The following is a 13,470-nucleotide window of genomic DNA, read 5'->3' as shown; positions in this document are numbered from 1 at the left end:
GCATATCTTTCAGCATTCCGTTGCGATTCGTGCCACATTGTATAAGATGTCGCGGCTGAGCTAACAATCTGGGGAGGGATAATGGGTATTCGGAGCGTGATCGGAGGGCTCGCGTTGCTGACCGCGATGGCGGCACAGGCGGCGCAGCCGGGCAGTCCGGCGGCGGCAGTCAATGTGTTCATCGGTACCGGTGGCGACGGCCACACCTTCCCTGGCGCAACGCGTCCCTTCGGCATGGTGCAACTGAGCCCGGACACCCAGGTGCGCCACTTCAGGCAGAGCTATCCCTGGGCCGCCGGCTACCGCTATGAGGACAATTCCATCCTCGGCTTCTCCCACACCCATTTCTCCGGCAGCGGCCATTCCGACCTGGGCGATGTGCTGCTGATGCCCTACAGCGGCGACACCAAGCTGGAACCGGGCTATCCCGAGCGTCCCGTCAGCGGCTACCGCTCGCGCTTCCGCCATGAGGACGAGCGCGCAGAACCGGGCTACTACGCAGTGCGCCTGCAGGATCATGATGTGGACGTGGAGCTGACCGCCGGCGAGCGCGTAGGGCTGCACCGCTACCGCTACGCCAAAGGCGCCGGCGCAAAGCTGATCCTCGACCTGCGCAACAGCATCTACGACTACAACGGCAAGAACCTGTGGTCTTCCGTGCGCGTGCGCGACAGCAGCACGATTACCGGCATGCGCATCACGCGCGGCTGGGCGCCGGGGCGCCAGGTTTTCTTCGCGATGAAGTTCTCGCGTCCGATCGCGGGCCGCGCGCTTTACAACCGGGAAGAGGGCGTCGAGTACAAAGGCTTCGCTGCGCCGGGCAAGACGCCGGCGGAAAAAATTTATGTCGAAGGCAAGGCGCTGGTCGGTGCGCTGGATTTCGGCGTGCCCGAAGACGGCACGGTGATGGTCAAGGTGGCGCTGTCCGCCGTCAGCGAGGATGGCGCGCTGGCCAACATGGAAGAGATGCCGGGCTGGGACTTCGATGCGGAGCGCAAGCGCGCGGGCGATGCCTGGAATGAGGCTTTGTCCGCCGTGACGATCGATGCGCCGGCGGACATGCGCACCATGGTCTATACCAGCCTGTATCACAGCATGCTGGCGCCAAGCCTGTTCATGGACCGCGACGGCAAGTATCGCGGTCCGGACAACCAGGTGCACCAGGCGAAAGGCTTCCGCTTCCATTCCACCTTCTCGCTGTCGGGACACCTACCGCGCCCTGCATCCTTTGCTGACGCTGATCCAGCCGGAGCAGCGCAATGTGGACTTCGTGCGCTCGCTGATCGCGTCACAGCAGCATAGCCCTTACGGCATCCTGCCCGTCTGGCAGTTCCACGGCCTGGAAACCTGGTGCATGATCGGCTACCACGCGGTGCCCGTGATTGCGGACGCCTACATGAAAGGCATGAAGGGCATCAATGCCGACGAAGCCCTGACGGCGATGATGGCCAGCGCCGAGTATGGGCCTTACGGCGGGCTTGAACACTACATGAAGCTGGGCTATGTGCCGATCGACCTGGAACCGGAAGCGGCGTCCAAGACGGTCGAATATGCCTTCGATGACTGGACCATTGCGCGCGTGGCCGAGAAGATGGGCCGCAAGGATATCGCGGCGCGCTACTACCAGCGCGCGCAGAATTACCGCAATGTGTTCGATACGAAGACGGGCTTCATCCGCGCCCGCAAATCGAGCGGCGAGTTCCGCGAGCCTTTCAATCCGGTGCAGTCGAACTTCGGCAGCGACTATACCGAGGGCAGCGCCTGGCAGTACTCATGGTATATGCCGCACGATAACGCGGGCCTGATCTCCATGCTGGGCGGGGACGCGGGCATGAGCGCGAAGATCGATCAGGTGTTCGATGCGAACGTGGATGAGAATGTGTACGCGCACATGGAGGATATCTCGGGGCTGATTGGCCACTACGCTCATGGCAATGAGCCTTCGCGTCATGTGGCTTACCTGTACAACTACGCGGGCGCGCCGTGGAAGACCCAGGCGCGGCTGGGCAGATTGTCGCCAGCCAGTATGGCAACAGGCCGGACGGGCTGGCGGGCAACGATGACCTGGGGCAGATGTCCGCCTGGCTCGCGTTCACGGCGCTGGGGTTTTATCCGGTGGCGCCGGGCAGTAACGAGTATGTGATTGGGCGCCCATTTGTGGACAAGGCGGTGCTGAATCTGCCGAACGGGAAGCGCTTTACGATTCGCGCCGAGCAGCTGTCCGCTGCCAACGTTTATATCGGCAGCGTGTCGCTGAACGGCAAGCCTTTAGCGCGCAGCTTCCTGCGCCACGAAGACATCATGGCCGGCGGGGAGCTGGTATTCCGCATGCAGGCGGCGCCCAACACCGATTGGGGACGCGACCGGACGGTCCGGCCGTACAGCCAGACCGCCTACTAGCGCGTAGATACCGTCTCCGCCGTCAAGCTGGATGCATTAATTTTGCGTCATAAGGCTTGCCGGTGTGGACGACTCCAAAACATAAGTGGGCTAGTTTGCGCATGGCTGCGCCGATGGCAGCCATCTTGGGCTTGCCACGGATCAGCAGTCGTTCATAAAGCGCCTTGATGTGGGGATTTGCGCGGATCGCTACTACTGCTGGCATATAAAGCAGCTTGCGCAAATGAGAAGGGCCGGCTTTGGACATGCGTGGCCGAGCACTGACTGAAGTGCCGGACTCCCACTGAACCGGCACCAGGCCCAGATAGGCGGCCAGTTGTTCGGCGCGCTCAAAATGGCGCGCAGCCAGCAACGCCGTCATATTGAGCGCAACACGCGGACCGACGCCAGGAATGGTCTCCAAGAGGTCTTTCTTCCCTCTCAGATCTGGGTCATCGTCTATATGGCTCTGAATTTGTTGATCCAGCCGTGCCAGTTCGCCAGTAAGAAATTCGATAGAGGCAGCGATGGACTGCTGAACGGGCGCAGGCACTTCGCTGAACTGAATCATTTCCCTGCGATTATGTTCACGCTGCAGGTGTTCGGCGAGCACATCGCGCCTTGCCAGCAGGGCTTTCAAAGTGCGTGCGGCGATGGAAGGCGGTTGCCAGAGTTCGGGATTTTGCGTGGCCCCAAAGCGTGCCAGGACACTGCTATCTGCTTTGTCGGTCTTCGTCTTAACCCCAAGCCCCTTGGCAAAATTGCGCAGTTGGGCCGGATTAACCAGCGATAACCTAATGCCCGCATCGGTCAGTGCCAAGGCGGCTGGCTCATGATAAACGCCAGTCGGCTCCATGATGACATGCACCGCCTCTACCTTTTGCTTGGCCAGCCAGTCCAGCAACTTAGCGAAGCCATCCGGGTCATTACTCACGACTTTACATTTCTGCTTGCTAGTTGAACTATCGAACAAGGCGCAGTCGAGCTTGGCCTTGGATACATCTATGCCCAAATAGAACATGATCTTCCCCTTTGCCTCAGCGAATCATCCCACCCACTCACCTTGTACATGCAGGGTCCAAGCCCTAGGCTACCGTCCAGTGTCGAAATGGTGTGGAGGCGAAGTGATGGGCTTCATCTACGCAGCAGGGTCTAAGCCCTCAGGGCGGATGCAAGTTCCCCATCACTTCCGTTGGTAGTAGCTAACCACCAACAAGGTAAAGATACAAGGGCGGATCATTGATCCGCCGTTGCCTGCAATGGGATAACGCCTGGAACGGACGTGGTGGTCGAGCAGGGCTCTTCGTCAAACGCGATATCGCCAAGAGGATTGGCGACGCCGTCCGCCTTGATCTCGGCAAACGGGAACAGCGCGCGGTCCATCAGGTGCGACGGCACCACGGTCGACAAGGCGGAGAAGGTGTTTTCCACGCGCCCCGGATGCTTCTTCTCCCAGTCGCGCAGCATGGCCTTGATCTGCTTGCGCTGCAGGTTCTCCTGCGAGCCGCACAGGTCGCAAGGGATGATTGGGAAGTTCTTCACGGCCGCGTAGCGCTCGGTGTCTTCTTCCTTCACATAGGCCAGCGGACGGATCACCACGTGCTTGCCGTCGTCGGACACCAGCTTGGCCGGCATGCCCTTGATCTTCCCGCCGAAGAACATATTGAGGAAGAAGGTTTCGAGGATGTCGTCGCGGTGGTGGCCGAGGGCGATCTTGGTGCAGCCCAGTTCATCGGCCACGCGGTACAGGATGCCGCGGCGCAGGCGCGAGCACAGCGAGCAGGTGGTCTTGCCTTCCGGGATCAGGCGCTTGACGATGGAATACGTATCCTGGTTCTCGATGTGGAAAGCCACGCCCAGTTCCGTCAGATAGCGCGGCAGCACATCGGCCGGGAAGTTCGGCTGCTTCTGGTCCAGGTTCACGGCCACGATCTCGAAATTGATCGGGGCGCGCTCGCGCAGCGTCATCAGGATGTCCAGCAGGGCGTAGGAGTCCTTGCCGCCGGACAGGCAGACCATGACCTTGTCGCCTTCCTCGATCATATTGAAGTCGCCGATGGCCTGGCCGACCAGGCGGCACAGGCGCTTGTGCAGCTTGTTGTTTTCGTAGGTGACTTTATCGGCGGCCTTGGTGTCTACAACGGCGTTCATGCTGCATCCTTGATCTTGAATACTTCCACGCCCACGCCTTCGCAATCCGGATACACGTCCCGGCTTCATGGTGGACACGCGCGCGGCGCGCACATGCGGGTGTTCCAGCATCGCGCGCACCACATCGTCCACCAGGGTTTCCTGCAGATGGACATGGCCCTGCGCCATGCGGCGCGCAATGGTCTCGCGCATGAAGTCGTAATCGACCACTTCCTGCAGCTCGTCGGCCTTGGGCGTGGACACGGCCAGCGGAATATACAAGTCCACGTTGATCAGCACGCGCTGCTCGCCCTTCTTCTCGAAATCGTGCACGCCGATATTGATCAGCACTTCGTAATTGCGCAGGAACAGCCGGCGGCAATCCTGCAGTTGTGGGTGAATCAGGGCGGACAGCATTATGCGTAAACCTTAAAGTTGAAATTATTTGGCGACGAACATCACGTCGCGTTCCATCGGCACCAGGTGCTGGCCGCCATCGACCAGCAAGACCGTGCCCGTCATGGCGCGTGCGCCGGCCGCATAGACGACAGCGGCGGCAATATCCTCCGGCGTGCTGGAGCGGCCCAATGGCGTCTGTTTGTGCGCCTTGGCGAAGCCTTCCTCGCTCTGGTCGCCGGACACCATGGTGATTCCCGGCGCCACGCCCACCACCCGCACGCGCGGCGCCAGCGCCTGGGCCAGCATCGTGTTGGCCGCGCCCAGCGCCGCCTTGGACAGGGTGTAGGACAGAAAATCGGGATTGAGATTATAAAGCTTCTGGTCCAGCAGATTGATGACGACCGCCTCGCCGCGCTCCGGCGTGGCTTCGTACAGGGCGTGGGCCAGCAGTACTGGCGCGGCCACGTTGGCGTGCATGTGGGCGTCGAAGCGTTCGATGCCGAAGTCGAAGTGGCTGTCGTAATCGAACAGGGAAGCGTTGTTGACCACGCAGTGCACGGCATCCAGCGCGACCACGGCGCGCGGCACCAGTTGCTTTGCGGCGGCTTCGTCGGACAGGTCGCAGTCGAGGATTACCGCGCGCCGGCCCAGGGCGGCGATTTCATGCGCAAGGGCGCGCGCCTCGTCGTGCGAGTGGCGGTAGTGGACGGCGATGTCCCAGCCTGCGCGCGCCAGCCCGAGGGCGATGGCGCGGCCGAGGCGCTTGCCGGCGCCCGTGACGAGGGCGACGCGCGGCGAATTGTCTGGCTGTGTTGTCGTCATATTAAGTACGGTGTGATCCCATGGAGACGCCGATTCGCTACAATGCCGGAATGTCTTTACCAGCACCTTCTCCCGACGCGCTGGCCGCGTCCCAAGCCTTGCAGCGCCAGATCGCCGCCGATATCGAGCGGCAGGGCGGCGCAATTCCCTTCTCCCGCTTCATGGAACAGGCGCTGTATGCGCCCGGCCTGGGCTATTACAGCGGCGGCTCCGCCAAGCTAGGCAGGGATGGCGATTTTACAACCGCGCCCGAGCTCACGCCCCTGTTCGGGCAGGCGCTGGCGCACGCTACAGCCGCTATTATCGCCCAAAGCGCGCCGCATATCCTCGAATTCGGGGCCGGCACGGGCAAGCTGGCCTTCGATGTGCTGACCGAGCTGGCAGCGGCCGGCGTGGCGGTCGAGAGCTATTCGATTGTCGACCTGTCCGGCGAGCTGCGCGCGCGCCAGCAGGAGCGCCTGAAGGATTTCCCGCAAGTGCGCTGGCTGGACACGCTGCCGGAGCGCTTCGATGGCGTTGTCCTGGGCAATGAAGTGCTCGACGCCATGCCGGTCGATGTGGTCACGCTGACCGAACAGGGCTGGCAGGCGCTGCACGTCACGGTACGCGACGGCGCATTCGCCTGGCAGCCGGTGGCGCCCGATGCCGCGCTGGCGGCGCAGATCGAGCGCCAAGTTCCTGACCAGGACACGCTGCCGGTCGGCTACGTGACCGAAGTCCATGGCGCCGCCTGCGGATTCATGGCGACGCTGGGACGGATGCTGGGCAAGGGCGCAGCCCTGCTGTTCGACTACGGCTTCCCGGCCCGTGAATTCTATCTGGGCGACCGCGCCACCGGCACGCTGATGTGCCACTACCGCCACCACGCCCATCCGGATCCCTTCTACCTGCCAGGCCTGCAGGACATCACAGCCCACGTCGACTTTACGGCGATGGCGCTGGCAGCCCAGGAGGCGGGGGCAGAGGTGCTTGGCTACGCCAGCCAGGCCGGCTTCCTGATCGGCGTGGGCGTGGGCGAACTGCTGCTGCGCACCGATCCGTCGGACGCCGTGCGCTACCTGCCTCAGGCCAATGCCCTGCAAAAGCTGCTGTCCCCGGCTGAAATGGGCGAGCTGTTCAAGGTGCTGACGGTCGGCAAGGGCGTGGAATTGCCTGAGGAACTCCTGCGCGCGGATCGAACCCACCGTTTGTAGAGGCAGCCAGCCGCTGATAATATTAAGAGATGGGAAAGATCCACACTCACTATGACAACCTGAAGGTGTCCCGCGGCGCGCCGCAGGAAGTCATACGTGCCGCCTATAAGGCGCTGAGCCAGAATATCATCCGGACAAGAATCCGGGTGATGAAAAGGCGGCGCGCATCATGGCTATCGTCAACACGGCGTACGGCGCCCTGGCCGATCCCGTGCGGCGCAAGGAGCACGATGAGTGGATTGCCCAGGAAGAATGGGAAGTGGAATGGCTGGAAAGCACCAGGCACGAGGGCCAGCATCCGCCGCCGGCTGAGCAGGGCTGGACCGATCATCCCGTCGATATCCCGCGCCGCCGGAAACTGAAGCATCGCCTCAAGCTGTGGGGTTCGCTCGAGCGGCTGCCTGGCCCTGGGCTGGATGGGCGGCATGTTGACCGTGGGTGAGCCGCACCGCGTTTCTTCCGTCCTGGCGTCCGGCTGGGGCGGCAAACCTGCCGCCGAGCTGACGGCCACCGCAACCACCACGCCCACCCGCAGCTTCCCCCGCGTCGAGAAAGCCCAGACGGGCGACGATGGCTGGGCCGTCGCCAAGCCTTACTCGCCGGAACCGAACGTGGCTAAACCGCCGCCAATCAAGGTCGTGACCCTGTCCCAGGTGGTGTTGCCGAGCTCGGTCGTCGATTGCGAACATGACAGCCCGACCCTGGTGGCGCCGAATGGCGAGCCCCTGGCCGGCCCAGTCCGGCTATGTGGATGGTTTCCCGGTCGGAAACAAGGGCGAGGATATGCAGTTGACGCTGGACAATGCCAGCAATGCCTCCGCCGTCTTCATCAAGGTTTACGACCTCGAGCGCCACGTCAACGTGCGCTATGCCTTCGTGCAGGCGCACGACAAGCTGGTGGTCGATCAGCTCTCCAACGGCAAGTACGAAATCCGCTACCAGAACATCGACCTGGGCCCGGGCAAGAACGGCTGCGCCGACCGCCGGGCCAAGCAGGCTGCCAGTTAAGCGCCGAATCAGGTAGCCAGGCCGTCGATCAATCCCATTTCGGCGCTCGACATCAGCTTGTTGATGTCCACCAGGATCAGCATGCGCTCATCGATGGTGCCAAGGCCGATCATGTACTCGGTGCTGAAGACGGTGCCCAAGTCCGGCGCGGGGCGGATCTGGTCCGGCGTCAGCGTGGTCACGTCGGACACCGAATCGACCACCATGCCGACCACGCGGCCATTAATATTGAGGATGATGACCACGGTGAACTGGTCATAGACGGGGTCACCCAGCTTGAATTTGATGCGCATATCGACCAGCGGAATAATGATGCCGCGCAGATTGATCACGCCCTTGATGAAGTCCGGCGCGTTGGCAATGCGCGTGACAGCCTCATATCCCCGGATTTCCTGGACTTTGAGGATATCGATGCCGTATTCCTCACTGCCCAGCTTGAAAGCCAGGAACTCGCGTCCCAGGCCGTCGGCGGCCGCGACTTGATTGTCTTGCATGGCTTTCTCCTTCGTGGTGTTGAGGAAAGTTTCGATTGTCACACAATTAAATTCTGATTATGCTGGTTGTGACGATTCGGCATTTTAAATCAAGGAGATGGTATGGCGGACCCCAACGCCGTCGAGGACGACTGGCTGCTGGAAGAAGATGACGATGACAAGCAGACCGCCCTGGCGGCACCCGACCAGCGCCAATGGCGCGTCCTGATCGTCGATGACGACCAGGATGTGCACGCCGTTACCCGCCTGGCCCTGCGCAACGTCAGCTTCAAGGGACGCGAGCTGGAACTGTTTTCCGCTTACAGCGGCCGTGAAGCCTTCGATATCCTGCGCGATACCCCCGATATCGCGCTCGTGCTGCTCGATGTGGTGATGGAAACGGACGATGCCGGCCTGCTGCTGGCGCGCCGCATCCGCGAAGAGCTGCACAACTCCATCGTGCGCGTGGTGCTGCGCACCGGCCAGCCGGGCCAGGCGCCCGAGCAGCGCGTGATCATCGAATACGATATCAACGACTACAAGGCCAAGACTGAGCTGACCACGCAAAAGCTGTTCACCACCGTCATTTCCGCGCTGCGCGCTTATGAAAGCCTGAACATGCTGGAGCGCAGCCGCATCGGCCTCGGCAAGATCCTGGCCGGCGCCACCAACCTGTACCAGATCCATTCGCTGCGCGAGTTCGCGTCCGGCGTACTGAACCAGGTATCCGCCATCCTCGATGTGGGGGCGGACGGCGTGCTGTGCCTGATGCAGGTCGATACCGGCGACGCCACCGTGGTGGCCGCCACCGGCAATTACGCGCCGCTGGCAGAGAACGAGAGCATGCCGCATGAGCATACGCTGTGGCCGGCCATCGCCAAGGCTTTCGCCGAGAAGAAGAGCCAGTTCGAACACCCGGCCAATGTGCTCTACATCCACACCCAGGAAAACCGCGACGTGGCCATTTCCGTCACGCCGCCCTGGCCGCTGGCCCAGATCCAGCGCGACCTGCTGGAAGTGTTCTGCGAGCGCATCGCCGCCGCCTTCGACAATCTCTACATGTTCGGCCAGTTGCGCAAGGCGCAGGAAGCGACCGTGGTCGCACTGGCCGACCTGGCCGAGTTCCGTGACGGCTGCACCGGCGGCCATGTGCGGCGCGTGCAGCGCCTGTCGTCGGCGATCGCGGCGCGCATGAAGGAGCGCGGCATCGACGATCCGCAGCTGACGACCCAGCTGGTGGACATGATCGGCCTCGCCTCCATCCTGCACGACGTAGGCAAGGTCGCCACGCCGGACCACATCCTGCTGAAGCCGGGCCCGCATACGGAAGAAGAGAGGGCGCTGATGCAGACCCACGCCGCCGTCGGCCGCAGCGTGCTCGAACGCGCCGCCCACATGGTCGATGGCGTCAGCTACCTGCACTATGGCGCCGAGATTGCGGGCGCCCACCACGAGCATTACGATGGCCAGGGCTACCCGAACGGCCTGAAGGGCAAGGACATTCCGCTGTCCGCCCGCATCGTGGCCGTGGTCGATGTCTTCGATTCGCTGCTGCATGAGCGCCCCTACAAGGAACCGTGGCCGTACCCGGATGTGATGAGCTATATCACGGCGCGCCGCGGCACCCGAGTTCGATCCGGACGTGGTGGATGCGCTGCTGGAAGTGATCGAGCGCGACCCGAAACTGGGCACGGACGAAATCAGCAAACCCAACTGAGAGTCAGTGGCTGTGGCGGCCGCGCCGCGCCCGCCCGGCCAATCTCACCAATTCTCACTGCGGCGTAATATACTTGGGGCAGCCCTTGAGAGGGGATTGCCCCCGTTTACGCCAAATATCATGAAAGAACTGAAGGGCCTCAGCGCGCTGATCATCGAACCCCACCCGGGCATGCGCGCCAGCCTTCACAATATGCTGAACCTGTGCGGCCTGAGCCGCATCGATGACGCCTCCAGCTCCGGCCAGGCCATCCGCGCCCTGGCCAGCAAGAGCTACGACCTGATCCTTTGTGAGTACGATCTTGAAACCGGCCAGGACGGCCAGCAGATGCTGGAAGACTTGCGCCACCATAAGCTGATCTCCGCCGCCACCATGTTCTTCATGGTCACGGGCGAAGGCCAGTTCAGCAAGGTCGTCAGCGCCGCCGAGCTGATGCCCAGCGATTACATCCTGAAGCCCTTCGCCGCCGACAATATGATGGACCGCATCTGGCGCGCGCTGGACCGGCGCACGGCGCTGCTGCCCGTCTACCAGCTGGTGGAAGTGGGCGACCAGCGCGCCGCCATCGAAGCCTGCGAAGCGGGCGAGCTGGCGCAGCCGCGCTTCTCCGCCGACTTCATGCGCCTGCGCGCCGAAATGCATTTGCAACTGGGCGAGCCGGAACTGGCCGAACCGGTTTACGCCGAGTTGTGGAACAGCCGCCGCGTCCATTGGGCCCGCCTGGGCCAGGCCAAGACGCTGTTCCTGCGCGAGCGCTACGAGGAAGCGCGCGAGATGCTGGAAGAGCTACTGGGCCACAATGCACGCTTTCTCGACGCCTACGACTGGCTGGCGAAAACCCATGAAGCGAAGGGCGACCTGCCGGCGGCCCAGGCCGTGCTGAACGATGCGGTGGAATTGTCGCCGCACGCGGTGCGCCGCCTGCGCCGGTTGGGCGAAGTGGCGCTGGAAGCGGGCGACGTTGAAGCCGCCCGAACGCGCGCTGAAGCAGGTGGTCAGCAAGGCGCGCTATTCGGAATTCCGCAACCCGGAAGACCATGCGCGCCTGGCCCAGACGCTGGTGAAGAAGGGCGATCCGGTGCAGGCCGCGGCGGTGATCCGCGACCTCGACAAGTCGCTGGGGGGACAGAAGAACACGGAAGTGTGCAGCGCGATTTCGTCCGCCATGCTGCACGAGTACACGGGCAACGAGGCGCGCATGAATGCTTCGCTCGACTCCGCGCTGGCCGGCTGCAAACGCGCCACCGGGCTGTCGAACGAAATGAAGATGGAGCTGGCGCGCACCTGCCTGGAAGTGGGCAAGGAGGAGCAGGCCACGGAAGTGATGCGCGATGTGATGCGCAATGCCGCCAGCAATGCGGCGATCGACAAGGCCGTGCGCATGATGGAGCAGACCGGCCACGGCGAACTGGCCGCGCGCCTGGCCAACGAGAGCCGGGCCGAGGTGGGCGATATGGTGGCCGAAGGCGCCCGCCTGGCGAAGGAGGGCGATTTCCGTGGCGCCGTGGACCTGATGACGGAAGCCGTCGCCAAGCTGCCGGACAACCCGCAGGTGGTGTTCAACGCCGCCGTGGCGGTGCTGAAGTGCCTGGAGAACACAGGCTGGGACGAGCATCTGGGGAAGTCCGCGCTGGAATTCATCGCCGGCGTGCGCCGCCTCGACCCCGTCAACCCGAAATTGCATGCGCTGGCCGGCCTGCACCAGGAAATTTTGAAGAAATACAACATCCGGCCCGGCCGGGGCGCCTCTCCCGCCGTGCGCGCCGCAATCTAGGCGGCCTTGTGGCGCTACAATGGCCTGATCTACTTATAACGAAAAAGTAATGCCACCACATTCCCATGATGAGGGGCGGCCGGTACGCGGGCTGCTGCTGAAAAAGCTTTGCAGCGATGACGAAGGCCTGTTCGCCCTGGGCGTGTCCGTCGCGCGCGTCGTGCAGCTGGCCGACTCGGAAGACCAGGGCACGCAAAGCCTGGCTTATTACGTGCTGTCCGATGTCGCGCTGACCCAGAAAATCCTGCGCCTGGCCAATACGCCGCAATACCGCACCGCCGCCGGCATGGCCGTCACCACCGTCTCCCGCGCGATTTCGCTGCTTGGTTTCGATAATGTGAAAACCACGGCGCTGGCCATGCTGCTGGTCGATACGCTGGCCAACAGCAAGCACGCGCAGAGCGTGCGCACGGAGCTGGAGGCGGCGCTGTGCGCCAGCCTGGTGGGGCGCGAACTGGCGCGCCTCAGCCCTTATCAGAAGGCGGAGGAAGCGTCGATCGGCGCGCTGTTCAAGAATATCGGGCCGCTGCTGATCGCCTCGCGCGAGCATGAGCGTTTCCGCGAAATCGGCCAGCTGATGGCGACTGGGCAGCATACGCAGGCGCAGGCGTCGCAGATGATTTTGGGCTCGACCTACGACACGCTGTCCGCCGCCATCCTCAAGGAGTGGAAGATTCCGGATGTGATCGTGCGCTCGGTGGCGCCGCTGGCGCCGGGCGTGATTCGTGATCCGGTCGACCGCGCGGAGTGGATGCGTACCGTGGTGTCTTTCAGCATGGACGCAGCGCGCGCCGTGGCGCGCAAGAGCGGCCCGGCGCCGGACGATGCGCGCCTGCTGACGCAACGCTATGGTCCCGCGCTGAACCTGGAACGCGAGCAGATCGAGCAGCTGTTCTTTACCGTGCGGCGCAATATGGACGCGCTGCTGGACAGCATGCAGCTCGGCCCGCAGGAGGAGGCCGGTGAGGAAGCGCATGAAGGGCTGCCGAATGTGCTGGCGCTGGCCACCATGGATGCGGGCGAGAGCGAGCAGGAGGGCGTCTACCCGAGCGGCAAGCCTTTCCATGCGCGCGAGCTGCTGCTGTCGGGCGTGCAGGAAGTCACGCAGATGCGCGCAACGGGACGCAGCAAGGTCAATGAGCTGATCCAGGCGGTGCTGGAGACGCTGTATCGCAGCATGGGCTTCCGCTTTGCGACGGTGGCGCTGAAGGATGTGAAGAGCGGCCAGTTCCGGGCGCGCATCGCCTTCGGCGAGCAGCATGTGCAGCGCGCCACGAGGTTCGCGTTTCCCTTGCAGGGCAAGGATCTCTTTCATCTGGCGATGGAGAATGATGCGGACTTGATGATCGCTGATGCGTCCGTGCCGAAGATCCGCGATCTGCTGCCGGAGTGGCACTTGAAGCTGCTGCCGGATGCGCGCAGCTTTATCGTGCTGCCTTTGGTCGTGCAGGGGGTGCAGCTGGGGTTGTTTTATGCGGATCGTTCACAGCCGGCGCCGGAGGGGGTGCCTCCCGACGAAACCTCCCTGATCCGCGCGCTTAAAGGGCAAGTTCTGGCGGCGCTGACCCCGTAGGG

11 protein-coding genes and 3 pseudogenes are annotated in these 13,470 nt (G+C 63.1%); 9 read left to right on the top strand and 5 right to left on the bottom strand.

Features of this window, described 5'->3' with window-relative positions:
• Positions 1–81 precede the first annotated feature (81 nt).
• Complete coding sequence (locus ACHMW6_RS32830) at positions 82–1,302, top strand: glycoside hydrolase domain-containing protein (RefSeq protein ID WP_395403449.1); 1,221 nt, start codon at positions 82–84, stop codon at positions 1,300–1,302.
• Positions 1,262–2,400 (top strand): annotated as a pseudogene (locus tag ACHMW6_RS32825) (GH92 family glycosyl hydrolase). Before ACHMW6_RS32830 ends, ACHMW6_RS32825 begins: the two are co-directional and overlap by 41 nt.
• Before the next feature lie 22 nt (positions 2,401–2,422).
• On the opposite strand, the gene ACHMW6_RS32820 reads toward ACHMW6_RS32825, so the two are convergent.
• The 4 genes and pseudogenes from ACHMW6_RS32820 to ACHMW6_RS32805 all read right to left on the bottom strand — a co-directional run bounded on the left by ACHMW6_RS32820 (position 2,423) and on the right by ACHMW6_RS32805 (position 5,730).
• Entirely contained in the window at positions 2,423–3,400 is a 978-nt protein-coding gene (locus ACHMW6_RS32820; protein ID WP_395403447.1) for an IS110 family transposase, read from the bottom strand.
• Between the two features lie 215 nt (positions 3,401–3,615).
• Complete coding sequence (gene ttcA / locus ACHMW6_RS32815) at positions 3,616–4,530, bottom strand: tRNA 2-thiocytidine(32) synthetase TtcA (RefSeq protein WP_395403445.1); 915 nt, start codon at positions 4,528–4,530, stop codon at positions 3,616–3,618.
• Positions 4,527–4,926 (bottom strand): annotated as a pseudogene (locus tag ACHMW6_RS32810) (dihydroneopterin aldolase). The gene ttcA and the pseudogene ACHMW6_RS32810 overlap by 4 nt, the downstream one beginning before the upstream one ends.
• A 24-nt stretch (positions 4,927–4,950) precedes the next feature.
• A complete protein-coding gene (locus ACHMW6_RS32805) occupies positions 4,951–5,730 on the bottom strand; it encodes an SDR family oxidoreductase (protein WP_395403443.1) in 780 nt (259 codons plus the stop codon).
• Between the two features lie 50 nt (positions 5,731–5,780).
• On the opposite strand from ACHMW6_RS32805, the gene ACHMW6_RS32800 reads away from it, so the two are divergent.
• From ACHMW6_RS32800 to ACHMW6_RS32790, 3 genes are all read left to right on the top strand, one after another.
• Positions 5,781–6,923 carry a class I SAM-dependent methyltransferase gene (locus tag ACHMW6_RS32800; protein ID WP_395403441.1) on the top strand — a complete coding sequence of 381 codons (1,143 nt, stop codon included), beginning with the start codon at positions 5,781–5,783 and terminating at the stop codon, positions 6,921–6,923.
• A 169-nt stretch (positions 6,924–7,092) separates the two neighbouring features.
• Complete coding sequence (locus ACHMW6_RS32795) at positions 7,093–7,365, top strand: hypothetical protein (RefSeq protein WP_395403439.1); 273 nt, start codon at positions 7,093–7,095, stop codon at positions 7,363–7,365.
• A 272-nt stretch (positions 7,366–7,637) separates the two neighbouring features.
• Entirely contained in the window at positions 7,638–7,931 is a 294-nt protein-coding gene (locus tag ACHMW6_RS32790; protein WP_395403437.1) for a hypothetical protein, read from the top strand.
• Between the two features lie 8 nt (positions 7,932–7,939).
• On the opposite strand, the gene ACHMW6_RS32785 is transcribed toward ACHMW6_RS32790, so the two are convergent.
• A complete protein-coding gene (locus ACHMW6_RS32785; RefSeq protein ID WP_395403435.1) occupies positions 7,940–8,425 on the bottom strand; it encodes a chemotaxis protein CheW in 486 nt (161 codons plus the stop codon).
• Between the two features lie 102 nt (positions 8,426–8,527).
• Between ACHMW6_RS32785 and ACHMW6_RS32780 the strand changes: the two genes are divergently transcribed.
• The 4 genes and pseudogenes from ACHMW6_RS32780 to ACHMW6_RS32765 all read left to right on the top strand — a co-directional run bounded on the left by ACHMW6_RS32780 (position 8,528) and on the right by ACHMW6_RS32765 (position 13,468).
• The gene (locus tag ACHMW6_RS32780) at positions 8,528–10,189 is read left to right on the top strand and encodes a DUF3369 domain-containing protein (protein WP_395403433.1); all 1,662 of its coding nucleotides are present in this window, start codon (positions 8,528–8,530) and stop codon (positions 10,187–10,189) included.
• A 52-nt stretch (positions 10,190–10,241) separates the two neighbouring features.
• A pseudogene (locus ACHMW6_RS32775) lies at positions 10,242–10,550 on the top strand (response regulator); the annotation flags it as partial.
• A gap of 532 nt (positions 10,551–11,082) precedes the next feature.
• A complete protein-coding gene (locus ACHMW6_RS32770; RefSeq protein WP_395408806.1) occupies positions 11,083–11,895 on the top strand; it encodes a hypothetical protein in 813 nt (270 codons plus the stop codon).
• A 49-nt stretch (positions 11,896–11,944) separates the two neighbouring features.
• Positions 11,945–13,468 carry an HDOD domain-containing protein gene (locus tag ACHMW6_RS32765; protein WP_395403431.1) on the top strand — a complete coding sequence of 508 codons (1,524 nt, stop codon included), beginning with the start codon at positions 11,945–11,947 and terminating at the stop codon, positions 13,466–13,468.
• Positions 13,469–13,470 lie beyond the last annotated feature (2 nt).

Origin of the sequence: Pseudoduganella sp. UC29_106 (assembly GCF_044055365.1) — a bacterium.
Lineage (GTDB): Bacteria > Pseudomonadota > Gammaproteobacteria > Burkholderiales > Burkholderiaceae_D > Rugamonas.
The sequence above is the reverse complement of the archived record's forward strand: the minus strand, read 5'-3'. Positions and strand labels throughout refer to the sequence as shown.